The sequence below is a fragment of the Flavobacterium sp. P3_A6 genome, assembly GCF_056403035.1.
This window is the reverse complement of record NZ_JBFUGG010000001.1, coordinates 286,332-311,475: the sequence shown is the minus strand read 5'-3', so window position 1 is coordinate 311,475 and position 25,144 is coordinate 286,332. Positions and strand designations below refer to the sequence as shown.

Sequence of the window (25,144 nt, the reverse complement as noted above, 5' to 3'; positions counted from 1 at the left end):
TAGAAGATAAATCGTAGCGTTTGCAGCGCGTTTAGCTAAAACAAAAATCTTTATGGCAGCCAAATTATTATGAACCACGTTGCAAACGCTTTATTTAGTTCATAAAGTAAGAACTTGTTGCAAATGAGCTTCAGTTGAAAACAATTTTCAGCTAGTAAAAACTGTCTCGTCCTGAAAAAATTTTACATATTTATACTTGATTCAAAATATAGATTTACAACTATATTTACATTCCAATCAAAAAAATCAAAATTCATTTTTTTTCGACAAACTGACGTTACCAGGAAGCATTACAAGATTGCAAAAACACACAAATTTTTAATAATCAATAGTTTAAATTCGTAATTTTAGTTTCCGCAATTTTAATTTTAAAACCATGGAAACTAAAATGATGTGGGCAAATTAAGGATTCATAGAAAATAACAATAATAATTATTCAGAATTGATCAGTCTGATATTTGGCGAAAATAAATTTGTTATTAATTTCTTTAAAAAGTCAAAATTAAAAGACTTTATGAATGAGGAAATTGTAAATCCAGAAATGGGTAACAAAATTATTTTTTCTTTGTCTGTAAAAAATAAAGAAGAGATCGATCAATGGTTTGAAAACGTTAAAAAATAGATGAAAAATAGTTTCTGAGCCACAAAACTGCAAACTAGCTTATACATTTGTTTTTTCAGACCCAGACGACAATAAATTTAATATTCTATATGGGGCTACATATGTATAATTACGATACAGGACAATTAGTTTTTATAAAATAATTTCTAAAAAAAAGAGAATGGAAACCACAAATTTTACAACAACCATAGTAGTTGACAATTCCCCAAAAGAAGTATTTGATGCCATCAACAATGTATGTGGCTGGTGGCAAGGAGAAATAGAAGGCTGCTCCGAGAAATTGAACGATGAATTCGCTTACACAATGAAAGAGATACATTACTCCAAACAAAAACTGGTAGAATTGACTCCAAACGAAAAAATAGTCTGGCTGGTGACTGACAGCAATTTAAGTTCGTTTAAAGACAAAAGCGAATGGACTGGCACAAAGATCATCTTTGAAATAACTGAAATGAACAATAAAACACAAATCCGTTTTACCCACATTGGTTTGACTCCAACATTTGAATGTTACGGCGACTGTTCATGGGCTTGGGGACAGCTTATTCAGGAAAGCCTATTCAGTCTAATTACAACAGGAAAAGGCAAAAATGTTTTTGAATAGAAAACGACACATCTGCCTGAAGAAATCAAACTTCATTATTGTTTATTTGTTAAATTGAACTATTCGTTTACGCACTTTTATTACCTTAGCCAATCAATTAAATATATTAAAAAATACCTAAAACTTTTCACAGAAAATACGAAATAAAAAAATGACAAAAATTGCTTTAATAACAGGTGCAACTTCAGGGATAGGAAAAGCTACGGCAGTTAAATTTGCTGAGAATGGGTATAATTTAATTTTGTGCGGACGCCGAGCCGAAAAACTCGAAGAATTGAAAAATGTATTATCCAAAACTGTAAAAACTTACAGTTTAATATTTGATGTCCGCAATAGAAAAGAGGTTGAGCTTCAAATTAATTCATTACCTACTGAATGGAAAAACATTGACATCTTAGTAAATAATGCCGGTAATGCTCATGGGCTCTCCTCAATCAATAATGGAGACATTGACGATTGGGATGCTATGATTGACGGAAACGTAAAAGGATTATTATATGTTTCAAGAGCCATAATTCCACAAATGGTCGAAAGAAAAAAAGGGCATATCATAAATTTAAGTTCAGTTGCCGGAAAACAAACCTATGCTAATGGAGCCGTTTATTGTGCTTCAAAAAAAGCAGTTGAGGCAATAAGCGAAGGAATGAGACTGGACTTAACCGAACATGGCATTAAAATAACCAATATCGCACCGGGTGCTGTTGCAACAGAATTTTCAGAAGTCAGGTTTAAAGGAGATAAAGAAAAAGCTCAAAAAATATATGAAGGTTACGACCCATTATTAGCGGAAGATATCGCTGATTTCATTTCTTATGCCGTCAGCGCTCCCGACAGAGTAACAATTGCTGATGTTACAATATATTCCAAATTTCAATCTGCGCCGACTACAATTTATAAAAAATAAAAAGTGCTGTTATAATATTTACAAGCGATAACTGAGTGTAAAAGTCATAATTTTTTCTAATAATTATGTAACAGTTTATCTCCGAATTTTAATCATTTTCACATAAAAGAAATATTTATGAAAAAATTAATTATACTGTTCGGAATCATTGCGCTTATATTAGTGTCATGCAAAAATGGAGATGAAAATAATGCTGATAAAAAAACAGTTGTTAGAAAAAAAATACCCGTTCGAAAAGAACCGAAAAATGTTTCCTATATTTTAGAAAGCGCTAAAGAATGGCTGAAAAAAAATAAAAACGAAAACAATCTTGAAATTGTTCTAGCAGTAAACAGAACGGATAAGGGAAATTTTGTCAAAATGGATTCTGTTATTATTCCAACGGATCTCAACGGAGACATCGTATTTTATTTGTCTTTTCCATTGCAGGTTGATTTTTTGCAGAATGTTGATAAAATCATTTTATTCTCTTACCCTACTCAAACTTTTGCTGCATACGAAAATGGGATTTTAATTCGCACAGGTCCAACGAGTATGGGCAAAGCAAAGGATCCAACTCCTACCGGATTATTTTTTACTAATTGGAAAGCCGAAGAAACAACCAGCACATTTAATGATGAGTGGGAATTAAAATGGAATTTTAACGTTGAGAACAAAAAAGGCATTGGATTTCATCAATACGAACTGCCTGGCTATCCAGCATCGCATTCCTGCATGAGATTGCAGGAAAAAGATGCGAAATTTTTATACGAATGGGCAGACCAATGGGTTTTGGCCGACGAAGAAAATATAAAGTTCAAAGGAACGCCCGTAATTGTTTTTGGGAGCTACAATTTTAATGCGCCCAGACCTTGGTTACAGCTTATTAAAAACCCGAAAGCTTTAGCTATTCCCGAAAGTGAAATTAAAGAAATCATTATGCCTTATTTAGGCACTATCTTAAAAGAGCAGGAAAAAAGAAAAAAAACTTAATTCATATTGATTTACAATTCAGAACATACAATGACGAAAACTCAGTACAACTTTAACCGCAAAGCTCGCAAGGAATTTCGCAATGTCCGCAAAGCTTTGCAAACTCTTTGCGTTTATAAGTAAAGCATATTTTCTTTGCACACTCTGTGGTTAAGCTCAAGTAAATGAACAAAAAAAGGCAACCTCACTAATACTTGGCTGCCTTTTTGTTTAATTGAATTCTCTACTATCTTAACTGTGCTGTATCCACTCTTGACGGTGTATCTTTCCCGCTGATAATAGACGAAGAGCTCAAAGCAATTGCCTTAATAATTTCGGTCATGTTATCAATATCTAATGTTCCAAATTCATCATCGGCTGTATGATAATTTGGTTCGCTATCCATTTTTGAAGTCGAGATCGTATGTGCTGGAACTCCCAATTTAGCCAAAGTAGCATTATCCGAACGATAAAACAATTCCTGTTCTGGGTATGGATCTGGATAAAACTTAAAATTAGTTTTCTCTAAATTTTTCTGCAGTAATTTTCCAAAATCAGATTTTTCAAATCCAGTTATATATGCTGAATTTTTTCCCCACTTGGATTCTGTACCAATCATTTCTAAATTGAACATGGCAATTACTTTATCAGCAGAAAGCTGTTTGGAGAAATATTTGGCTCCAAAACCTCCTAATTCTTCGGCAACAAAAGTGGTAAAAATAATAGTGCGTTCGTTGTTGTTTTGTTTTTTAAAATAATTAGCCAGCATAATTACTGCAGTACTTCCTGCAGCATCATCATTGGCACCGTTATAAATAGAATCAGTTGCGGGATGCGGCATTCCTTCTTGCGGAGAACCTACACCCAGATGATCGTAGTGTCCCGAAAAGATAACATATTCATCTGGTTTGCTTTTACCGGGCAATACTCCAACTACATTATTCAGTGCTTTTTTGGAAATGGCATTGGTTAATTCAATAGAAAAAGAAGCTGCTTCCGAGACGTCAAAAACAAATAAAACGGTATTAGTTCCAGGGTTAGAAGTGATTCTGTCAATATGCTGAATATTAGGCAGCACATTATTAAATGAAGCATCAACTAATACCAAATAATTTTTTGAACTCTTGTAATACTCATTGAATTTTTTTCCAAGATTATCTCCTTTACTGATTTTGACAACAGTAATATCACTTTTCTCAGTCAAAGAAACTTGGGGCTGATAAGAGAAAGTAACTATCTGATTATTATTGATTTCTTTACCGTCAATAATTATCTTGGAAGAAACAGCCTTAGAAACTGTCATAGAAAACTCCTGTCTAAAATTGGCTGCTCCCATAAACGGCTGCAGTCCCGCTTTTTTGAATTCCGACTCTATAAAGGCAGATGCTTTATCAATTCCAGGAGTAAAAGTTCGTCTCCCCTGCATGTCATCTGCTGAAAGCACTTTTTCAATTCGTGACACTTCAGCAGTGCCAATGATTTTATCAATTGATTGTCCGTGAACACTAAAACACAAACTTAAAACAAATAAACTTACAATACTTTTTTTCATATTTTACTTTTATAAATAACTGTTTAGCTTAACCAAAAGTATGTCATTTATTTGTAAAATAATACTGTAAATATGATTTTTTCAATAAAAATACTGCAGAAAAAATCAAATCATTTAAGAATGCTTTAAAAGTGTTAATGAATTTATGCCCCAATAAAAGGAGGCAGCAATGCCACTATATCGTTGCTTTTTAAGATTTGATTTGAGAATTTATCAATAATTTTTTGATTAACTGCTACGCTAAAAGGAAACTGATTGAGTTCATATTTTCTTTCTAGCTCAGCCAATAATTGACTTAATTTCAAATCTGAGAAATAGATTTTTTCACCGCGGCGTCTTGTAAGGGCTACAAGGGCGCCAAAATATTTTATCTTAATCATATCACTTCATCTAGATTTTGCAAAATAAATTCCTCCTCCCAAAAAGAATCAAAAACCAATTCTTCTTCCATATACGAAGTCAGTTTTGAAGCATTTTTAACTACTTCCCCGATTATGATAATAGCGGGAGAAGCAATTTGATTCTCCTCTACTAATGCTGTAATCGTGCTGATAGTTCCAATAGCTTTCTTTTGAGTTGTTTTTGTTCCATTTTGTATAATGGCGATAGGCAAATCATCGGTTCTGTTGTTTTGATACAAAGCTATGATTTCATCGAGCTTATTCATTCCCATCAAAATAACAACAGTAGCCGAAGATTGTGAAGCCAAAGCAACGTCTTTGGACAGTTTATGCTCCGAAGTAGTTCCTGTTATTACCCAAAAACTCTCGGCTACCTTTCTTTGCGTCAAGCTAATTCCGTTGGAAGCAGGCACTCCCATTGCTGAGGAGATTCCGGGAACTATTGCAGTTTCTATTCCAAATTGATGCGCAAAATCTATTTCTTCACTTCCTCTTCCAAAAACAAAAGGGTCTCCCCCTTTTAAACGAACCACATGACCGTACTTTTTGGCCATTACCACAATAAGATCGTTAATCTGATCTTGGGTGTAGGCATGGCATCCAAAACGTTTTCCAACAAATATAATTTCAGCTTGCGGAGCATGCTGCAATAACTCTTCATTAACCAATGCATCATACAAAACAACATCTGCACTTTCTAATGCTTTAACTGCTTTCAAAGTAATCAATTCTACATCACCAGGTCCTGCTCCTACTATTGTCAATTTTGGTTTATTTGCTGCTATCATGATTCTAAAGTATAAGGGTTCATTTTTTGACTAACTAAGTATAAATACTTATACAAATATAAGTATTTATTTTAATAACAATCTGTAAAATCCAAAATAATGAAAAAATTAACTCATTTGAAAGAAAATAATTATAAGCAATTAAAAATCAATCATTTCCATCACCAAACACAATAGATCACAAAACAAAAGAGTCATAAAGCATAAAAACTTTAAGACTCTTTTACATTAAAATGTACATTTTCAAACCTAAGATTCTTGGGGAATTTAAATCCTAAACAAACTTATTTAAAATCATTTAAAGCTTTCTCTATAATCACAAGGCATTCCTGAATTTGAGCTTCGGTGATTACTAATGGTGGCGCAAAACGTATTTTGTTGCCATGAGTGGGTTTTGCCAATAATCCGTAATCCCTGAAACGAAGGCAGATATCCCAAGCCAAATCCGAGTCTTCACCACAGTTAATTACAATAGCATTAAGCAGTCCTTTTCCTCGAACTAATTCAATTAATGGATTACGCTGCGCAATTTCATTAAGTCCTTTTCTTAAAATCAAACCTAATTTTTGTGCGTTTTCAGATAAATTCTCTTCTCGAACCACTTCAAGAGCGGCAACAGCAACCGCCGCCGCAATGGGATTTCCTCCAAAAGTAGATCCATGCTGTCCTGGCTTGATGACGTTCATAATCTCATTATTGGCCAAAACTGCCGATACTGGATAAACGCCGCCTGAAATAGCTTTCCCTAAAATCAAAATATCTGGCTGCACATTTTCATGATGCACCGCTAATAATTTACCCGTTCTTGCAATTCCTGTCTGAACCTCATCGGCAATAAACAATACATTATGCGCTTCGCAAAGTGCTTTGGCTTTCGCCAAATATCCTTCGCTGGGAACATAAACTCCAGCTTCACCCTGAATAGGCTCTACCAAAAATCCAGCGATATTCGCTGATAATTTCAAGACATTTTCTAAAGCCTCAATATCATCATAAGGTATTTTTATAAATCCTTCGGTAAAAGGACCAAAGCTTTTTCTAGCGCTTTCGTCATTCGAAAAAGAAATAATTGTAGTTGTTCTTCCATGAAAATTTCCCTCGCATACAATAACCTGAGCTTGATTTTCAGGAATCCCTTTTACTTCATATGACCATTTTCTGCACAACTTCAAAGCTGTCTCAACCGCTTCGGCTCCTGTATTCATTGGCAGCACTTTATCAAAACCAAAATACTTGGTTATATATTCTTCATAAACACCTAATTGGTCATTATAAAATGCACGTGAAGTTAATGTCAGTTTTTGAGCTTGTTCTACCATCGCCCCAACAATTTTTGGATGACAATGACCTTGATTTACCGCTGAATAAGCAGATAAGAAATCAAAATATTTTTTTCCGTCAACATCCCATACAAAAACACCTGCTCCTTTTTCTAAAACTACCGGCAGCGGATGGTAATTATGAGCGCCGTATTTATTCTCTTTTTCAATTAAACCTTCCGATTTTAAAGAAAGTGATTCTGCTGTATGTTTCATTGTCTAAATTTTTATTAAAATATCCATACAAAAGTAACAAATGTTTTTTATTAATCAAATAAAAAGCTAAATTTGACTTTTATAAGTATAGTTTTTAAAAAAATACAATTTATTTATAACAAAAATAAGTCATGTTGTTATTTTAACACTTCCGAAGACACTCAGCAAGAAAAAACAAATAAAAAACAATTACTTTTATGCCAAAAAGTGATTTTAACTTTAAAAAAAGCAGAATATGGACATTTTAGATGAATTTGACATCAACATCATAAAAGAGCTGGAAAAAGACGGAAGGATGGCTTTTTCTGCAATAGCTAATAATCTCAAGATTTCAAATACAATGGTGCATCAGCGCATCAACCGATTAATAGAACAAGGAATCATATCAGGAATCAAGCCTGTTTTGAACGAAAAAAAGATAGGCTATGACTGGGGAACATTTACCGGAATTACTTTAAAAAAAGACCAAGACTCAGCCAAAGTTATTGAAGCCTTAAAACTGATTCCCGAAATAACCGAATGTTATTACATTACAGGTTCTTTTACTCTTTACATAAAAATGATAGCCAAAGACCATGAACACATGAGAAAGCTGCTTTATGAAAAAATCGACTCTATTCCCGGTATTTCCAAAACGGAATCACTAATAGAATTAGGCTGTGCTTTCAAACGGAATATCAGTTTATAAACGCTTAAACAAAAACACGATAGCTCCGTTTTTATTCTCACAATAACCTTGAAAGAAGTATTTTTCAAGGTTTTTTTTATATCAATTATTTATTAGATATTTGCAAAAAACGGAGCAATGAAAAACTTAAATTTTATAGTTATAGCAATGATTTTGATTGCAGGCCAAGCATTTGGGCAATTAAAAACAGTACAATACAAAGATGGAAATCAGATTTTGAATGGTTTCAAAATTAATCCTTCAAAGAAAAGCACACAAAAACCCGGCATCTTGATTTTACCTGCTTGGAAAGGAATTGATAAGCTATCAAAAGACACCGCAGAAAGTCTTTCAAAATTGGGATATTATGCGTTTATAGCTGATATTTATGGCGAAGGAAATTACCCTAAAGACAATGCCGAAGCAGGAAAAATTGCAGGATTTTACAAAAAGGATTTTGAAGCCTATCAAAAACGAATTTCTCTTGCCTTAAAGCAGCTTATTGACGCTGGAGCAAATCCTGATAATATTGTAGTGATTGGTTATTGTTTCGGAGGAACTGGAGCGCTTGAAGCAGCCCGAGGCCATCTGAATGTAAAAGGAATTGTTTCTTTTCATGGCGGTTTAGGCAAAGATGCCGCAAGACCTACTAAACCTATTACTGCAAAGGTCTTAGTTTGTCATGGCGCAGATGATCCATACGAATCAAAAGAAGAAATTACCGCTTTCCAGCAAGAAATGCGTGACGCAAAAGCCGACTGGCAAATGATTTATTATGCCAATGCCGTTCATTCTTTCACCAATCCGGAGTCAGGCACTGATAATTCAAAAGGCGCCGCATATAACGAAAAAGCAGCCAAAAGATCTTTCGAACATTTTAAACTGTTCCTAGATGAGGTATTAAAAAAATAATAAGTTAAATATAAAACACCCTAGATCTTAAATGAAGAAAGCCTTAACTCTATTTGTATTTATAACAGCGCTGCATTGTTTCGCACAAAAAAAAGCGGTTAGCAATGATGACCTAACAAAGTTTATGAATACCATAACTGCCGAAAAATTAAAAACAAAACTTTACATTGTTGCTTCCGATGAAATGGAAGGCCGTGATACTGGATCCAAAGGACAAAAAAAAGCTGGAAAATACCTTATCGACCAATATAAAAAAAGTAAAATATCGTATCCCAAAGGAGCCCGCAGTTATTACCAATCTATTCCTGCCGCCTACTTAAATGCTAAAAGCGATGAAGACCTGCCCGATTCAGAGAACATTTGGGCTTACATTGAAGGTTCTGAAAAACCAAACGAAGTATTAGTTATTTCGGCACATTACGACCATGTAGGCATGAAAAATGGAGATATATATAATGGTGCCGATGATGATGGCTCTGGCACAGTTGCGGTTCTTCAAATAGCAGAAGCTTTTCAAAAAGCAAAAAAAGAAGGGCATGGACCAAAACGCTCTATATTATTCCTGCATGTAACTGGTGAAGAGCACGGCTTGCACGGATCACGTTTTTACTCTGAACATCCATTATTCCCAATCGCAAACACAGTAGCCGATATTAATATTGATATGATAGGCCGCCGTGATTTTGACCATCCCAATACCAACAATTATGTATATGTTATTGGAGCCGACAGATTATCTAGCGATTTACACAACATTACCGTTGCGCAAAATGATAAATACACTCATTTAGACTTGGATTTTAAATTCAATGACCCGAAAGATCCTAATCACTTTTATGAGCGTTCTGACCACTATAACTTTGCCAAATTTGGCATTCCTGCTGTATTTCTTTTTAATGGTGTACACGCCGATTATCACGAAAAAACAGACGAGGTTGATAAAATTGAATTTGATGCCTTGGCAAAAAGAGCTCAACTGGCATTTGCAATTGCATGGGATTTAGCCAACAGGCCTGAAAGAATTATAGTTGATAAACTAACAAAATAATGTTTAGCAAAATAGAGCTTTGAAGAAATTTGAAGCTCTATTTCTTTACGGCATATTTTCTAAAAAAATTCATCGAATCAAAACATATATCAATATATTTGGCAATTATAAAGCACCGCTTACTATCTGTTTAGTAAACCAATAACAAACCAAAACGAAAGAAAATTGTTTCCATACATTGATACTAAAAGAATTAAACACAAACAATCGCAATACAAAATTAATGACAGGACATCATAATTCAATTTCAAATTCAGACAGCAGATACTTATTCGAAAAATTTTTCGAACTATCTGCTGATTTACTCTGTATAGCTGGATTCGATGGTTTTTTCAAGAGAATTAATCCTGCTGTTTCACAATTATTAGGCTATACAAATGAGGAATTGCTATCAAAACCCATTAACGATTTTATTCATATTGACGATCAGGAATACACATCAAAAGTAAGAAATGAATTATACAAAAATAACCCTCTTTTAAATTTCGAAAACAGATATGTTACAAAAAGCGGTGAAATTGTTTGGCTCTCTTGGACATCCATGCCGGCAACTGATGAAAAATTAGTTTATGCAATCGCAAAAAATATTACGCACAACAAAAAATTGGAAGAGGAACGAAATTTATTGCTTTCAAAATTTACAAAAACCAATAATGATCTTAAAAAATTAAGCTATACCAGTTCCCACGATTTGCGGTCTCCAGTAAACAATCTGCTTTCTATTTTCAGCCTATTGGATCTTACCAAAATTGAAGATTCCGAAACCCTGCAGTTTCTTGAGATGCTGCAGTCGGCCACAGAAACTTTAAAAGAAACTTTAAATAATTATGTAGATGTTTTAATCCTGGAGGATAAATCAATTGCACAAATCGAAGAAATAGATCTTAGCGCAACTCTTAATACCGTTATTATTTCTATAAATTCCTTAATCCGAAAGTCCAAAGCTATTATCAATATTGACTTTTCACAACTTGAAAAAGTTAATTTCAATAAATCTTATTTGGAGAGTATTTTTCTAAATTTATTAACCAATTCAATCAAATATGCCATCCCTGGCTCTTTACCCGATATTTCCATCTATTCCAGAAAAACTGACGGGGTTGATCAATTAATTTTTTCTGACAATGGTATTGGTTTTGACATGACGCTTGTAAAAGATAAAATATTTGGTTTGCACCAAAAGTTTAACAACCATATAGACAGTAAAGGAATCGGATTGTATTTAGTTAACGATCACATCACAAGCTTAGGAGGAAAAATTGACGTTGAAAGCGAAATTAATGAAGGAACAACATTTATTATTTCATTCAAAAAAGAATCAATCATTCTATAATTGAAACAAAAGAAAATACATTCAACAAAAAAGCCTCAAGTTAACTCAAGGCTTTACTGTATCAAAATATCTTTTACAGATCTTCTTTTACATCTGCATCTGGAGCATTTTTTTTGACAGATTCAATTCCATTATCTCTAGCTGCAACTGATTCATACATTTCACTGCTGCCAATAATCTGACCATTGGTCGCTTTTAAATTGAAATAAACCTTTCCGTTTTTCGACTCCAATTTATCAAATCTTCCATCAACTTGAGAATTCTTTCTCACAGATTCGATGCCATTATCACAGCCCGCTTTTGTTGTATAACCCTCACTTGCTAAAATAACTTGTCCGTTTCCTGCTTTTAAGACAAATTGAAATTCATCATTTTTTCTTTTACTGATCAAAAATGTTCCCATAGTTTTTTAAGTATTGTTAATTTATAAATAGTTGAAAATTTAGTGTTTTTCATATTGACTTCTAAAATACAAAACTTAAACCTGAATTCAAAAAATACTACAGCCAAAATAGCAATTTTCGCCAGAAAGTTTATTCCACAAAAAAAGCCTCGAATTTCTTCGAGGCTTTTGCCTTTTGGGTGGATGACCGGGTTCGAACCGGCGACCCTCGGCACCACAAACCGATGCTCTAACCAGCTGAGCTACAACCACCATTTGCGCTTAGCGGTTGCAAATATAGAACAAATGTTTACTTCTACAAACAAAAAATCAAAAAAAATTCAACTTTTTTACTTCAAATCTCCTAAGCTATTGACTGCCAAATACCTTTCAACAGTAAAACCTTCGGCATGTTCTACGCCAGTTAGCCGCCCTAAGTCTCTTGAACGGTAATTCAGGCTTTCCAAGAAGTTTTTACTTGAGATAGGAGACTCCGGTTCTTTCGAATTTGGATCGTAAAACTGAGAACGGTAAGCCAAAATAGATTCAATCTTCTTATCCGTAAATCCAGTAATGTCCACTACAAAATCGGGAACTATGTTTTTCCATTGGATATAATGATACACCAGCTTTGGTCTCCATGGCCTTTGTATTTCGCCATCAAGAACTGTTTCTATCTTCAATAACCCTGATAAAAAACAAGCATCCGAAACCAATTTACTTCCTTTGCCGTGGTCAATGTGCCTGTCGTCAATAGCATTGCATAATACAATTTCAGGCTGATACTTTCGGATCATTTTTATGATTTTCAATTGGTGCTTTTCGTCATTAACAAAAAAACCGTCCCGCATATTTAAATTCTCCCGAACAGAAACTCCTAATATCTTTGCTGCATCGGCAGCCTCCTGATCCCGAATTTCAGCCGAACCGCGAGTTCCCAACTCTCCTCTAGTCAAATCTACAATTCCAACTGTTTTACCCAAAGAAACCTCTTTTAATATCGTCCCAGAACATCCTAATTCTACATCATCAGGATGTGCTCCAAAAGCTAGTATATCTAATTTCATTTATGTGATAGTTTTTATTTTATTAATTTCAACAGCAATAGTAATGGCAATTTCAATGACAATAAAAAAATAGAGAAATTAGAATTTCAATAATTTTAGATATACCCATTGATATTGTTTCAGCTTTCTATTTAAAAACCCTTTTCATCGTCATCGACTTATTGACGCTTTCCATCCATTCATTTTCTGGGATACTGTCTTTAGTAATTCCACACCCCATATACAAATGTGCCTGCGAATCACAAATTTGCATGCAGCGCAAATTGACAAACAAATCTGAACTAACTGAATCGACAGCAAAACTCGTATTCAATTCACCCAAAAATCCAGTATAAAAAGTTCGGTCGTAATTTTCATTTTCCAAAATAAAAGCCTTCGAAACTTCTTTTGGTAATCCGCAAACAGCAGGCGTTGGATGCAATAAACGGACAACTTGCTTTAAACTGAAACCAGCATTTAAAACACCCCAAATATCGGTTTTCAAGTGCCAAACACTCCCCGCTTTAAGACTATAGGGTTCCGTAACCGAAACCTCCAGCGCCACCTCTTGAAGCTGATCTACAATATAATCTGTAACATACTGCTGTTCTTCCTTTTCTTTCTTTTCCCAAACAATTTTCTCCGAGCCATAATCTTTTTGTGTTCCTGCCAAAGCCATTGTCTCAAATACATTGACATTAGCTTTTACCAATTGCTCTGGTGTAGCTCCCATCCAAGTTCCAACTTTTGGATGATAAAAACAATACACAAAAGTATTGGGATACAATTGCACCAATTTTTCGAAAGTCTTAAGCAAATCAAAATTCTCCAGTTCGATTATTTCTTTACGGGAAAGAACTACCTTTTTGAATTCTTTGTTTTTTATGGCTTGGATTCCCTTAGCAACTGTGCTTTCAAAATTATTTTTATCCGATACATTCGAAAATTCCTGTTTATTTTCATGAACCTCAACTTCCTCTTTTTTCCAGACAACACCTAATATTTCCGATTGATTTTCGGGAATTAAATGAGTTCTCTTTCCATCAAAAGAAGCAAATACAAAACCTTTCTCCGTAAAATCAGCAACATCAAATAACTCATCATTGTGCTGAAACATCCCGATTATTATTTCTGAATTGGGCTTGCAATACAAAACAAAAGGCAGATTCTGCTTTTGCTGCTGTATCGCTTTTTCAAAAAAACTGCTCATCTTATTTATTCTCTTTTGTCAAAACCATATTCGTTAATTTGCAAAGCGAAATCAAATTCCCAGCTTCATCAGTAATTTTAATTTCCCAAAGATGAATACTTTTTCCTTTATGAATAATTCGGGCTGTTCCAAAAACAACGCCTTCGCTAATGCTTTTTAAGTGATTGGCCGAAATCTCGATACCCCTCACTTCTTGCGTTTTACTGTCAATAAAAAAATGTGAAGCTGCACTCCCGACGCTCTCTGCCAGTGCCACCGAAGCGCCTCCATGCAACAATCCCATTGGCTGATGAACGGATGAATTCACAGGCATTTTTGCTACTAAAAAATCAGATCCAGCATCAACATACTCAATATTCAGGGTTTCCATCAAAGTGTTTTTGGAAAAGGCATTACAAAATTCGAGTATTTTATCTTTATCTACAGTCATATCTTTATTTTAAAGATTGTAAAAATACGCTAATTTGATAATTCAAAAAAGAAATATAATGATATGCACCAGAAAACCAAAATCTAATGCCCGCAGCAAAGCTAAATTCTAATTTATTCCTATTTTTACAAAAAAATAAAACCAAATGCCTCGCATCACCTTATTACTTTTAACTGGAATACTATTTTCTTTTTGTTCCTGCCGCAGTGATTTTGATACTGTAGCCAGTACAGGTGATTTAGCCTTTTCTAAGGATACTGTATATCTGGATACGGTTTTTACGAATTTGAGCTCAAGCACATATTCCTTAAAAGTTTACAACCATTCCAAAAATGACATCAGTATTCCTCTTATTAAATTCAATAAAGGACTTAATTCAAAATACCGAATGTCTATAGATGGTGCTCAGGGAAATCAGGGGAAGATGTTCGAAAACGTTACGCTATTGGCCAAAGACAGTTTATACATTTTTATAGAAACAACCGTAAAAAGCGATAATACAACCCCTGCTGAATTTCTTTACACCGACCAAATTGAATTTGACAGCGGTGCCAATCTTCAAAAAGTAGAATTAGTCACTTTGGTACAAGATGCTATTTTGCTCTACCCCAACCGCAATGCCGATGGAACCACAGAAACACTCCCAATTGGCAATGAAAAAATAAGCGGTTTTTATTTGGACAAAAGCGATCCTATTCATGGCAATGAACTTCATTTTACCAATAAAAAAGCATACGTAATTTATGGATACGCAGCGGTCCCCGAAGGTGAAACCGTAACTTTTGATGCTGGAAGTCGAGTATATTTCCATGCCAATTCAGGTCTTATTATATCCAAAAATTCATCAATACACGTCGACGGTACAAAATCTGCCACAGATAAACTGGAAAACGAAGTAATATTCAGTAGTGACCGCCAACAACCCGACTTTGCCTATATTCCAGGCCAATGGGGAACTGTATGGCTTCAAGAAGGAACCGCTAATAATAAAATTCAAAACTTAACCGTCAAAAACGCTACCGTTGGATTATTGATCGAAAGCAATAAAGGAACAGCTCTTCCTATAAAAAATACACAAATTTACAATTGTACCCATTATGGGATTCAAGCCAAAAATGCTTTGATTGAGGGAGAAAACATCGTTATTAATTACACGGGACAAGCCAGTTTGGCCTGTACGTATGGAGGAAATTACAAGTTCACACACTGCACATTCAACAACAATTGGTCAAGTCCGGAACAGCTGGCGGTGTACATCAGCAATTATAGTGCTGGCGCTACACCGGAAATAAAAAACTTAACTCAAGCCACATTCAGCAACTGCATTATTTACGGTTCCTATTCGAACGAAATGCTTTTGAATAAAAAACCTGAAGCACTTTTTAATTATCAATTCAACAATTGCCTGATTAAATCCAATAAAAACAAAGAAGCTGATTATCTGTTCGAAACTGATCCCGTACATTATAATGCCATTATCCTGAACAAAGACCCAAAATTCTTTAACCCCAACATCAATAATTTCAACATAGACAATACTTCATCCGCTTTCGCAAAAGGAAATTCGACCTATTTAATTCCGCTTGATATTCTGGGAATCAGCAGAACACTTCCGCCCGATTTAGGAGCTTATCAAAACATGCCTTTTCCTAAAACAAATTAGTTTAAAATCGCCCGTTGGCAATAAATTAGTAATAGTCCTATTTTAATATATCAGAAAAAACATAATTTTTTTACATTCTCTTAATCTTTTTTAATGCAAAAAATTATATTTTTGTTTAAACACAAAATTAAAACATTGTAAATCAATATTTTAATTCCAAAAACTTTAAACAATCTAATTTTTTAAATTATGAAAAAAAATTACTCATTATTATTTCTATTGTCCTTTACAATTGGAATAGCTCAAATTCCAAGTGGCTATTACAGCACAGCTACTGGTTCGGGATATACCTTAAAAACCCAGCTTTACAATATCATCAAAGGACATACCGATAACGGTTATGCGGGTTTATACACAACCTATCAAACATCCGATATTGATAATTTTTACGAAAACGACGGAACTGTTTTAGACATGTATTCTGAAAAACCATCTGGAACAGACCCTTATAATTATTCTCCTGGAACAACCCAAAGATGTGGAAACTATGCAGCCGAAGGAGATTGCTACAACAGGGAACACATTATACCGCAATCCGTATTCAATCAAGCATCACCAATGGTTGCAGACGCTCATTTTATCACACCGACTGACGGGAAAGTAAACGGACAACGATCAAACTATCCGCATGGAACAGTTTCAACCGCAACATGGACTTCTTTAAATGGCGGCAAACTAGGTTCTAGCGGCGTTTCAGGCTATACAGGAACTGTTTTCGAACCAATAAATGAATTCAAAGGAGACATTGCAAGAATGTATTTTTATTTTGCAACGCGTTATGAAAATACGGTTTCTACTTACTCCTATGCTATGTTTGATGGTTCAAGCAACAAAGTGTTCACAACTGCATTCCTAAATATGTTATTGGCTTGGAATGCGCAAGATCCAGTAAGCGCAAGAGAAATAGCAAGAAATAACGCTATTTATGCTCGACAAAACAATAGAAATCCTTTTATTGACCACCCTGAATATATACAAGCCATTTGGGGAGGAACAACTTCAGATACACAAGCACCAACAGCACCAACAAACTTAGCTGCAGCAACTACTACTACAACATCAGTTACCTTGAATTGGTCTGCATCAACTGATAATGTTGGGGTAACAGGTTATAATGTTTACATGAATAACTCTTTAAAAACGACTGTCACCACATTAACCGCGACCATTTCTGGACTGACAGCCTCAACAACTTATTCTTTTTATATAAATGCAAAAGATGCAGCAGGAAATACATCCGCATCGAGCAATACCGTATCGGCCACAACAAACAGCAGTGGATCTGCAGCAACAGAACTTCTTTTCTCAGAATATATTGAAGGTTCATCTAATAATAAAGCTTTGGAAATTGCAAACATGACAGGAGCTACTGTTAATCTGTCAGCATACACAATCAAAAAACAAACCAATGGTGCAGGTGCTTGGAGTACTGGTTTGAGTTTATCCGGAACATTGAATAGCGGCAGTAAATTTACCATTGTTAATAGTTCAATTGCTTCAACTTGTTATTCAATAAGCACAGCCAATATTTCAACAACTGCTACCGAATTAACCTTCAATGGAAATGATGCGGTAGGTTTGTTTAAAAATGGAGTTCTTATTGACATTATTGGAACTTTTAATGGCGGAACTGCAAACTTCGCTGCCGACGTAACATTAAGAAGAAAATCTACAATCACTGCTCCGAGCACAACATTCAATCTGTCTGCCCAATGGGATTCTTTTACCACAGATACCTGTAGCAATCTTGGAAGTAAAATAAGTAACAAAGTAACAAAAGAAGAAATAATTTCGGAACCCGACGGCATTGCATTATTTCCAAATCCTTCGAATGGTGAATTCACCATTTCTTATAACAATTCCAATAAAACATATGCTATCAAAATATTTTCTATCTTAGGTCAAACTGTTTATAGTAAAGAAAATATAAAACAATCTACAGTACAAATAAGCAATCTGCCAAAAGGAATTTATTTCGTCAAAATAACCGATGATTTAAAAACTACTAATAAAAAGATAATAATCAACTAATTAAAACTTTAATACCTTAAAAAAAAGCGACATAATTGTCGCTTTTTTTTTATTCTTACTTTAAACTAATCAACAATTGAATGTAACAAAAATTACAATATTAATTTTCTTCTCTTAACCAACCAAAGTGAATCTATTTTTCTACTACAAATTTAGAGCGAAAAGACACATAAATATCAATAATTCACAAATTACAAATAGATTAACCAACGTATAATCAAAATATTAGATATGTAATTATTAAATTAGAATGAGAACTAACCTATATTGAGATTTTCACTTTCAAAAAAATACATTCCGTTAGAATTTATAGAAAATATAAGAACATTACCATGCGATTTAGGAACTTACCAAGATAAACCACCTCCTAAATAATTTAAATTAGCAAATTATTTAAAGTGTTTATTCTTAAAAAAAAATTAACTTGCGTCCAATAAATTTATTAAAGATTAATTTTGAAAACACGGGAAGATAACTTAAAAACAGTAGGTATTATTGACTTATTCTGCGGAATAGGTGGGCTTTCTCACGGTTTTGTTAAAGAAAAATTCAACATTTTAGCTGGTATAGACATTGATGAAACTTGTAAATATGCTTTTGAAAAAAACAATAAATCAAAATTTATATCAAAAAGTATTTCAAATATAACCTCTGACGAAATTGAAGCAATTTATGGCAACTCTCAGATACGTGTTTTAGTAGGATGTGCTCCATGCCAACCTTTTTCATCTTATACTTTTAAAGACAAAGAAAAAGAAAATAATAAATGGAAACTTTTATATGAGTTTGGGAGATTAATCAGAGAAACAAAACCTGAAATTGTTTCGATGGAAAACGTTGCACAATTATTAAACTTTAAGAAAGCCCCAGTTTTTGACGATTTTATTAATGATTTAAAAGACCAAGGATATTTTGTATCATTTGAAGTTGTTAATTGTCCTGACTATGGAATTCCTCAAAACAGAAAAAGACTTGTTCTTTTAGCTTCAAAATTAGGAGAAATCAATTTAATCCCTAAAACACATTCTCCTAAAAACTACAAAACAGTTAAAGATACTATAGGTCAACTTCCTGAAATAAACGATGGAGAAAGTTTTCCAAATGATAAATTGCATTTTGCCAGAAAGCTAACAGATTTAAATAAAAAAAGAATTAAAGCGACCCCGTATGGAGGTGGTTGGAAAGATTGGTCTGACGATTTACTTTTAGTATGTCATCAAAAGCAATCTGGCAAATCATATTCTAGTGTTTATGGCAGAATGAAATGGGAGGAACCTTCTCCAACAATAACAACACATTGCATAGGTTATGGTAATGGAAGATTTGGACATCCTGTCCAAGACAGAGCTATCTCTTTAAGAGAAGCTTCATTACTACAAACATTCCCAATGAACTACGAGTTTTTTGACAAAAACAAAGATTTCTCAACTGTTATGATTGCACGACAATTAGGAAATGCAGTACCTGTTGCACTTGGACAAGTTATTGCTAAAAGTATAAAAGAACATTTAAAATTATATTATATTAAATGAAAACAAGCGAAGAAAAAGAAGCTGCTGAATTACAAATAATAGAAGAGAGAGTGCCTGTTAATTATGACACAAGAGAATATCCTGTTGAAGTATTAATCGACAAATATCAAAAAGAAGAATTTGTTATACCTCCATATCAACGAAATTTTGTTTGGGAAAAGGACATTGAAAAAATGTCGAAGTTTATAGAGTCTCTTTTATTAGACCTACCAATTCCTTATTTATTTTTTGCAGATGATTTAGATACTGGAAAATTAGAAATTGTTGATGGTTCACAGCGCATAAGAACAATCAACAAATTTAAACTAAATGGATTTACATTATCTGGACTTGAAGTGCTAGACCAATTAAATGGCTACAAATATGAAGATTTATTGGAGAGCAGACAAAGACGCTTACTAAGAAAAACACTGCGCTCGATTGAATTAACAGAAAAAGCATCAGCAAACGTTAGAAGAGATTTGTTCGGACGTATAAATACCAAGCCTTACGATTTAACTCCAATGGAAATTAGAAAAGGTGTATATGAAGGAGATTTCTATGATTTTTTAAATGAATGCTCTCAAAACCAAGTGTTTAATGATTTATGTCCAATTTCAGAGGATAGAAAAAAAAGAGGAGAAGCACAAGAATTAGTATTAAGATTTTTTGCTTATACTGATAATTATCAAAGTTTTGTTCATCGAGTTGATGATTTTTTGGATGATTATATTTCTAATAAACATACGAATGGTTTCGACAAAGATCAAATGAAAGATCAATTTGATAAAATGCTTACATTCATTAAAGATTATTTCCCTTATGGATTTAAAAAGGCATCATCTCATAACACTACTCCTAGAGTAAGATTTGAAGCAATTTCAGTTGGTGTTGCATTAGCACTAAAAGACAACCCAAACTTAATTCCTAAAAATATTGAAGAATGGCTAGACTCTCATGAATTTAAAAATCATACAACATCAGATGCTGCTAACAGTAAAGTAAAAGTAGTTGGTAGAATAGAATTTGTTAAAAATAAATTATTAGCATAATGCAATCCGTAAAAACTACTTTTCAAGAAAGAGCAAATGAGATTGAAATTTATTATTTGTTTATTAGCGACTTTACAAATTCAAATTCAAATGATGATTTAAATAAAATATTAAAATCTAATTTAATTTTAATGTTATATAATCTAGTAGAATCAAGTATGTCTAACGCAATTGAAGAAATACATTCTAATATTCACAATAATTTAATATCTTTTGATTTATTAAAATTAGAATTAAAAGAGGTTCTTATCTCATACTTAAAAAAAAATTCAAATGCCAAAACTTTTGTAAGTAGAGTTGCAAACTTAGCTAACGACATTGTAAAAACTAGTTTTGACAAACAAAAAATTTTTAGTGGCAATGTTGATAGCAGAAAAATTAATGAAATAAGTAAGCAATACGGTTTTGACGCAACTACAACTCATGCCAACACTAAAAATGGGCATTGTTTATTAGCTATTAAAAATAAAAGAAATGATTTAGCACATGGAACTTCTTCATTTACTGAAATCGGAAAAGAATATAGTATTGAAGATTTAGAAAAAATGAAAAAAGAAACTATAAATTATTTAAAAGAAATTCTTGATAATATTGATCAATATTTAGTAAATCAAGAATATAAGCAAGTGCTTAGTCTATAAATATTTTTTTATTTTTAAAATTTAAAAAAAAATCGCATATAACTTTCTAAAAGAGTTCATTTTCACATTTGCTCTTACTATATATTTAACCTAAATTTGCACCGTTAAATACAACAAACTACACAACAATGATCCATTTCTTTGAAAACCAAAGCAAAACTGTTTTTGCAGTGCAAACGCAAAACGAAATTTCGGCTCAAGACATTTCAAAACTCAACTGGCTTTTTGCAGATGCAAATAAAATAGAAAAATCCGTTTTGTCGGATTTTTTTGTTGGACCACGCGCCGCTATGATTACCCCTTGGAGTACCAATGCGGTAGAAATTACCCAGAATATGGGGATTTCCGGAATCATCCGTATCGAAGAATTCCAAAAAGCAACGGCCGATTTCAATGATTTCGATCCAATGCTTTCGCAAAAATATACTGAATTGAATCAAGATATTTTCACGATTCACATTCAGCCCGAAGCTATTTTAGAAATTGATGATATTGCTGCCTATAACAAATCTGAAGGATTATCATTGAGTTCCGAAGAAGTAGAATATTTAGATAATTTGGCAATCAAATTAGGCAGAAAACTAACGGATTCTGAGATTTTCGCCTTCTCTCAAGCCAACTCAGAGCACTGCCGCCACAAAATTTTCAACGGAACTTTTGTTATTGACGGAGTAGAAAAAGAAACTTCTCTTTTTAAATTAATCAAAAAAACATCACAGGAAAATCCTAACGATATTGTTTCGGCTTACAAAGACAATGTAGCTTTTGTAAAAGGACCAAGAGTACAGCAATTTGCGCCAAAAACTGCTGACAAACCAGATTTTTACGAAGTAAAAGAATTTGATTCTGTTATTTCCTTAAAAGCAGAAACACATAATTTCCCAACCACTGTAGAACCTTTCAATGGAGCTGCAACAGGTTCTGGAGGAGAAATTCGTGACCGTTTGGCTGGAGGACAAGGTTCGTTGCCAATGGCAGGAACGGCTGTTTACATGACTTCTTATTCCCGCTTGGAACAAGACAGACCATGGGAAGATGCCGTAACCGAAAGAAAATGGCTATATCAAACTCCAATGGATATTTTAATCAAAGCTTCGAATGGAGCATCCGATTTTGGAAATAAATTTGGACAGCCGCTTATTACCGGTTCGGTTTTAACTTTTGAACACGAAGAAAAAGACCGTAAAATTGGTTATGACAAAGTTATCATGCAGGCGGGAGGAATTGGTTATGGAAAATTAGACCAAGCCATCAAACACAAACCGCAAGAAGGAGACAAAATAGTTATTCTTGGCGGAGAAAATTACAGAATTGGAATGGGTGGAGCTGCGGTTTCATCTGCAGACACTGGAGCTTTTGGTTCTGGAATCGAATTAAATGCTATACAGCGTTCCAACCCAGAAATGCAAAAACGTGCTGCCAATGCCATTCGCGGTTTGGTAGAAAGCGACAATAATCCTATCGTTTCTATTCACGATCACGGAGCAGGCGGACACTTAAACTGTCTTTCGGAATTGGTAGAAGAAACTGGAGGTTTGATTGATTTGGATAAATTGCCTGTGGGCGATCCTACACTTTCAGCAAAAGAAATTATTGGTAACGAATCTCAGGAAAGAATGGGATTGGTTATTGGCCAAAAAGATATTGATACACTGCAAAGAATTGCCGACAGAGAGCGTTCACCAATGTATCAAGTAGGTGACGTAACTGGTGACCACCGTTTTACTTTCGAATCAAAAACTACTGGCTTAAAACCAATGGATTATGCTTTGGAAGATTTCTTTGGAAGTTCTCCAAAAACGGTAATGACCGATAAAACTATTGATTACAACTATCCTGAATTAGAATACAGCGTAAAAAACATATCCACTTACCTAGAACAAGTTTTACAGCTTGAAGCAGTTGCCTCTAAAGACTGGCTGACTAACAAAGTGGATCGTTGCGTTGGCGGAAAAGTAGCCAAACAACAATGTGCAGGACCATTGCAGCTGCCTTTGAACAATGTAGGCGTAATGGCATTGGATTATCAAGGAAAAGAAGGAATTGCAACCTCAATTGGCCACTCTCCTATTGCCTCATTGATTGATCCAGTTGCAGGAACCAGAACAGCAATTGCCGAATCATTATCAAATATCGTTTGGGCACCAATAAAAGACGGATTGAAAGGTATTTCTCTTTCTGCCAACTGGATGTGGGCTTGTAAAAACGAAGGTGAAGATGCCCGTTTGTACGCAGCTGTAGAAAGCTGTTCGGAATTTGCAATTGAATTGGGAATCAACATTCCGACAGGAAAAGATTCACTTTCAATGAAACAAAAATATCCAAACGACGAAGTAATTGCACCGGGAACGGTAATTATTTCGGCTGGCGGAAACTGTATCGATGTTCGAAAAGTAGTGGAGCCTGTTTTACAAAAAGACGGAGGTTCAATTTATTATATCAATTTGTCTCAAGACGACTTCAAACTTGGAGGTTCTTCATTGGCACAAACATTGAATGCCATTGGAAACGAAGCGCCAACCATTAAAGACGCCGCTTTTTTCAAAAATGCATTCAACACTCTTCAAGAATTAATTATAGACAATCAAATCTTAGCTGGACACGATATCGGAAGCGGTGGTTTGATTACTACTTTATTGGAAATGTGTTTTGCTGATGTGAATCTGGGAGCTAAAATTGACTTCTCTGTTTTTGAAGAAAAAGATATCATCAAATATCTTTTCGCAGAAAACATTTCGGTAGTTTTTCAAGCCAATTCAGATGAAGCTGTTGAAGCTAAATTAAATGCAAATGGAGTTGCTTTCTATAAATTAGGAACTGCAACTACAGAAGCGGCTTTAGACTTTGGACCATGTAAACTTGATATTGCGAAATACAGAGACATTTGGTTTAAAACCTCTTTCTTATTAGACCAAAAACAAGCCAAAAACGGAACTGCACAAGCCCGTTTCGATAATTATAAAAATCAAGTATTAAACTATACTTTCCCAACTCATTTTACAGGAAAAAAACCTTCAATCGACGCTTCAAAACCAAGACCGAAAGCGGCAATCATCCGCGAAAAAGGAAGTAACTCTGAGCGTGAAATGGCAAATGCAATGTTCTTAGCAGGTTTTGACGTGAAGGATGTTCACATGACCGATTTGATTACGGGACGTGAAAATCTGGAAGACATTCAATTCATTGGAGCTGTTGGAGGATTCTCGAATTCAGATGTTTTGGGTTCTGCCAAAGGATGGGCTGGAGCTTTCAAGTACAATGAAAAAGCCAATACTGCATTGAAAAACTTCTTCAAAAGAGAAGATACTTTGTCTGTTGGAATCTGTAACGGCTGTCAATTGTTTATGGAATTGGAAGTAATCAATCCAGAACACGAAATTCATGGAAAAATGCTTCATAACGACAGTCACAAACACGAAAGTATTTTCACTTCTGTAAAAATTCAGGAAAACAAATCGGTGATGCTATCGACTTTGGCAGGAAGTACATTAGGAGTTTGGGTATCGCACGGTGAAGGAAAATTCAATCTTCCATACTCAGAAGACCAATACAATATCGTTGGAAAGTACGGTTACGAAGGATATCCTGCAAACCCTAATGGATCTGCCTTTAACACCGCAATGATGTGTGACAAAACAGGCCGCCACTTGGTAATGATGCCACATATTGAGCGTTCAACTTTCCAATGGAACTGGGCAAATTATCCAAAAGACAGAAATGATGAAGTTACACCTTGGCACGAAGCTTTTGTGAATGCTAAAAAATGGATTGATAATCGCAATAAATAAAACTCATAACACTGTTAATTTTAAACCCGTCTCTTTATAATTTTAGAGACGGGTTTTTCATGAAAGATTTTAG

Annotated in this window: 21 protein-coding genes and 1 tRNA gene; 13 read left to right on the top strand and 9 right to left on the bottom strand. The window is 34.2% G+C overall.

What is annotated here, in order from left to right; all coding sequences use genetic code 11:
* Positions 1-782: 782 nt before the first annotated feature.
* The 3 genes from AC1DVP_RS01380 (at position 783) to AC1DVP_RS01370 (ending at position 3,102) form a co-directional block, all read left to right on the top strand.
* A complete protein-coding gene (locus tag AC1DVP_RS01380; RefSeq protein WP_477181766.1) occupies positions 783-1,226 on the top strand; it encodes an SRPBCC family protein in 444 nt (147 codons plus the stop codon).
* Between the two features lie 151 nt (positions 1,227-1,377).
* Complete coding sequence (locus AC1DVP_RS01375) at positions 1,378-2,130, top strand: SDR family NAD(P)-dependent oxidoreductase (protein ID WP_477181765.1); 753 nt, start codon at positions 1,378-1,380, stop codon at positions 2,128-2,130.
* Positions 2,131-2,247: 117 nt separating this feature from the next.
* The gene (locus AC1DVP_RS01370; protein WP_477181764.1) at positions 2,248-3,102 is read left to right on the top strand and encodes a L,D-transpeptidase; all 855 of its coding nucleotides are present in this window, start codon (positions 2,248-2,250) and stop codon (positions 3,100-3,102) included.
* A 226-nt stretch (positions 3,103-3,328) separates the two neighbouring features.
* On the opposite strand, the gene AC1DVP_RS01365 is transcribed toward AC1DVP_RS01370, so the two are convergent.
* The 4 genes from AC1DVP_RS01365 to rocD all read right to left on the bottom strand — a co-directional run bounded on the left by AC1DVP_RS01365 (position 3,329) and on the right by rocD (position 7,357).
* Entirely contained in the window at positions 3,329-4,633 is a 1,305-nt protein-coding gene (locus tag AC1DVP_RS01365) for a M28 family metallopeptidase (protein ID WP_477181763.1), read from the bottom strand.
* Positions 4,634-4,776: 143 nt separating this feature from the next.
* Positions 4,777-5,013 carry a MoaD/ThiS family protein gene (locus AC1DVP_RS01360; RefSeq protein ID WP_477181762.1) on the bottom strand — a complete coding sequence of 79 codons (237 nt, stop codon included), beginning with the start codon at positions 5,011-5,013 and terminating at the stop codon, positions 4,777-4,779.
* Entirely contained in the window at positions 5,010-5,822 is an 813-nt protein-coding gene (gene cobA, locus AC1DVP_RS01355) for a uroporphyrinogen-III C-methyltransferase (protein WP_477181761.1), read from the bottom strand. Before cobA ends, AC1DVP_RS01360 begins: the two co-directional genes overlap by 4 nt.
* A 284-nt stretch (positions 5,823-6,106) precedes the next feature.
* Entirely contained in the window at positions 6,107-7,357 is a 1,251-nt protein-coding gene (gene rocD, locus AC1DVP_RS01350; RefSeq protein WP_477181760.1) for an ornithine--oxo-acid transaminase, read from the bottom strand.
* Between the two features lie 235 nt (positions 7,358-7,592).
* On the opposite strand from rocD, the gene AC1DVP_RS01345 reads away from it, so the two are divergent.
* From AC1DVP_RS01345 to AC1DVP_RS01330, 4 genes are all read left to right on the top strand, one after another.
* The gene (locus tag AC1DVP_RS01345; RefSeq protein ID WP_477181759.1) at positions 7,593-8,045 is read left to right on the top strand and encodes an Lrp/AsnC family transcriptional regulator; all 453 of its coding nucleotides are present in this window, start codon (positions 7,593-7,595) and stop codon (positions 8,043-8,045) included.
* A gap of 117 nt (positions 8,046-8,162) precedes the next feature.
* On the top strand, positions 8,163-8,936 hold the full coding sequence (locus AC1DVP_RS01340) for a dienelactone hydrolase family protein (protein ID WP_477181758.1): 774 nt from the start codon (positions 8,163-8,165) through the stop codon (positions 8,934-8,936).
* A 124-nt stretch (positions 8,937-9,060) separates the two neighbouring features.
* A complete protein-coding gene (locus AC1DVP_RS01335; protein WP_477181757.1) occupies positions 9,061-9,984 on the top strand; it encodes a M28 family peptidase in 924 nt (307 codons plus the stop codon).
* A gap of 223 nt (positions 9,985-10,207) precedes the next feature.
* Positions 10,208-11,317 carry a PAS domain-containing sensor histidine kinase gene (locus AC1DVP_RS01330; protein ID WP_477181756.1) on the top strand — a complete coding sequence of 370 codons (1,110 nt, stop codon included), beginning with the start codon at positions 10,208-10,210 and terminating at the stop codon, positions 11,315-11,317.
* 73 nt (positions 11,318-11,390) lie between these two features.
* Here AC1DVP_RS01330 and AC1DVP_RS01325 read toward each other — a convergent pair whose 3' ends face one another.
* From AC1DVP_RS01325 to AC1DVP_RS01305, 5 genes are all read right to left on the bottom strand, one after another.
* Positions 11,391-11,720 carry a YegP family protein gene (locus AC1DVP_RS01325; protein ID WP_477181755.1) on the bottom strand — a complete coding sequence of 110 codons (330 nt, stop codon included), beginning with the start codon at positions 11,718-11,720 and terminating at the stop codon, positions 11,391-11,393.
* Between the two features lie 178 nt (positions 11,721-11,898).
* Positions 11,899-11,972: transfer RNA gene (locus AC1DVP_RS01320), tRNA-His, on the bottom strand.
* 77 nt (positions 11,973-12,049) lie between these two features.
* Positions 12,050-12,766 carry a bacillithiol biosynthesis deacetylase BshB1 gene (bshB1, locus tag AC1DVP_RS01315; RefSeq protein WP_477181754.1) on the bottom strand — a complete coding sequence of 239 codons (717 nt, stop codon included), beginning with the start codon at positions 12,764-12,766 and terminating at the stop codon, positions 12,050-12,052.
* A 127-nt stretch (positions 12,767-12,893) separates the two neighbouring features.
* Positions 12,894-13,955 (bottom strand): chorismate-binding protein, encoded by a 1,062-nt coding sequence (locus AC1DVP_RS01310; protein ID WP_477181753.1) that lies wholly within the window; start codon positions 13,953-13,955, stop codon positions 12,894-12,896.
* Between the two features lies 1 nt (position 13,956).
* A complete protein-coding gene (locus AC1DVP_RS01305) occupies positions 13,957-14,385 on the bottom strand; it encodes a hotdog fold thioesterase (RefSeq protein ID WP_477181752.1) in 429 nt (142 codons plus the stop codon).
* A gap of 145 nt (positions 14,386-14,530) precedes the next feature.
* Here AC1DVP_RS01305 and AC1DVP_RS01300 point away from each other — a divergent pair, with 145 nt between their 5' ends.
* The 6 genes from AC1DVP_RS01300 (at position 14,531) to purL (ending at position 25,071) form a co-directional block, all read left to right on the top strand.
* Positions 14,531-16,048, top strand: coding sequence for a hypothetical protein (locus AC1DVP_RS01300; RefSeq protein ID WP_477181751.1), 1,518 nt, complete (start codon positions 14,531-14,533; stop codon positions 16,046-16,048).
* 189 nt (positions 16,049-16,237) lie between these two features.
* Positions 16,238-18,079 (top strand): endonuclease, encoded by a 1,842-nt coding sequence (locus AC1DVP_RS01295; protein WP_477181750.1) that lies wholly within the window; start codon positions 16,238-16,240, stop codon positions 18,077-18,079.
* A 455-nt stretch (positions 18,080-18,534) separates the two neighbouring features.
* Positions 18,535-19,611: a DNA cytosine methyltransferase gene (locus AC1DVP_RS01290; RefSeq protein ID WP_477181749.1), complete on the top strand. Its 1,077-nt coding sequence runs from the start codon at positions 18,535-18,537 to the stop codon at positions 19,609-19,611.
* A complete protein-coding gene (locus AC1DVP_RS01285; RefSeq protein ID WP_477181748.1) occupies positions 19,608-20,642 on the top strand; it encodes a DUF262 domain-containing protein in 1,035 nt (344 codons plus the stop codon). The genes AC1DVP_RS01290 and AC1DVP_RS01285 overlap by 4 nt, the downstream gene beginning before the upstream one ends.
* Positions 20,642-21,283, top strand: coding sequence for an MAE_28990/MAE_18760 family HEPN-like nuclease (locus AC1DVP_RS01280; RefSeq protein ID WP_477181747.1), 642 nt, complete (start codon positions 20,642-20,644; stop codon positions 21,281-21,283). Before AC1DVP_RS01285 ends, AC1DVP_RS01280 begins: the two co-directional genes overlap by 1 nt.
* A gap of 128 nt (positions 21,284-21,411) precedes the next feature.
* Positions 21,412-25,071 (top strand): phosphoribosylformylglycinamidine synthase, encoded by a 3,660-nt coding sequence (gene purL, locus AC1DVP_RS01275; protein ID WP_477181746.1) that lies wholly within the window; start codon positions 21,412-21,414, stop codon positions 25,069-25,071.
* Positions 25,072-25,144: the final 73 nt, after the last annotated feature.

Coding starts and splice junctions, on each gene's coding strand:
- AC1DVP_RS01380 (WP_477181766.1), top strand. CDS start 783: ATGGAAACCACAAATTTTACAACAACCATAGTAGTTGACAATTCCCCA.
- AC1DVP_RS01375 (WP_477181765.1), top strand. CDS start 1,378: ATGACAAAAATTGCTTTAATAACAGGTGCAACTTCAGGGATAGGAAAA.
- AC1DVP_RS01370 (WP_477181764.1), top strand. CDS start 2,248: ATGAAAAAATTAATTATACTGTTCGGAATCATTGCGCTTATATTAGTG.
- AC1DVP_RS01365 (WP_477181763.1), bottom strand. CDS start 4,633: ATGAAAAAAAGTATTGTAAGTTTATTTGTTTTAAGTTTGTGTTTTAGT.
- AC1DVP_RS01360 (WP_477181762.1), bottom strand. CDS start 5,013: ATGATTAAGATAAAATATTTTGGCGCCCTTGTAGCCCTTACAAGACGC.
- cobA (WP_477181761.1), bottom strand. CDS start 5,822: ATGATAGCAGCAAATAAACCAAAATTGACAATAGTAGGAGCAGGACCT.
- rocD (WP_477181760.1), bottom strand. CDS start 7,357: ATGAAACATACAGCAGAATCACTTTCTTTAAAATCGGAAGGTTTAATT.
- AC1DVP_RS01345 (WP_477181759.1), top strand. CDS start 7,593: ATGGACATTTTAGATGAATTTGACATCAACATCATAAAAGAGCTGGAA.
- AC1DVP_RS01340 (WP_477181758.1), top strand. CDS start 8,163: ATGAAAAACTTAAATTTTATAGTTATAGCAATGATTTTGATTGCAGGC.
- AC1DVP_RS01335 (WP_477181757.1), top strand. CDS start 9,061: ATGAATACCATAACTGCCGAAAAATTAAAAACAAAACTTTACATTGTT.
- AC1DVP_RS01330 (WP_477181756.1), top strand. CDS start 10,208: ATGACAGGACATCATAATTCAATTTCAAATTCAGACAGCAGATACTTA.
- AC1DVP_RS01325 (WP_477181755.1), bottom strand. CDS start 11,720: ATGGGAACATTTTTGATCAGTAAAAGAAAAAATGATGAATTTCAATTT.
- bshB1 (WP_477181754.1), bottom strand. CDS start 12,766: ATGAAATTAGATATACTAGCTTTTGGAGCACATCCTGATGATGTAGAA.
- AC1DVP_RS01310 (WP_477181753.1), bottom strand. CDS start 13,955: ATGAGCAGTTTTTTTGAAAAAGCGATACAGCAGCAAAAGCAGAATCTG.
- AC1DVP_RS01305 (WP_477181752.1), bottom strand. CDS start 14,385: ATGACTGTAGATAAAGATAAAATACTCGAATTTTGTAATGCCTTTTCC.
- AC1DVP_RS01300 (WP_477181751.1), top strand. CDS start 14,531: ATGCCTCGCATCACCTTATTACTTTTAACTGGAATACTATTTTCTTTT.
- AC1DVP_RS01295 (WP_477181750.1), top strand. CDS start 16,238: ATGAAAAAAAATTACTCATTATTATTTCTATTGTCCTTTACAATTGGA.
- AC1DVP_RS01285 (WP_477181748.1), top strand. CDS start 19,608: ATGAAAACAAGCGAAGAAAAAGAAGCTGCTGAATTACAAATAATAGAA.
- AC1DVP_RS01280 (WP_477181747.1), top strand. CDS start 20,642: ATGCAATCCGTAAAAACTACTTTTCAAGAAAGAGCAAATGAGATTGAA.
- purL (WP_477181746.1), top strand. CDS start 21,412: ATGATCCATTTCTTTGAAAACCAAAGCAAAACTGTTTTTGCAGTGCAA.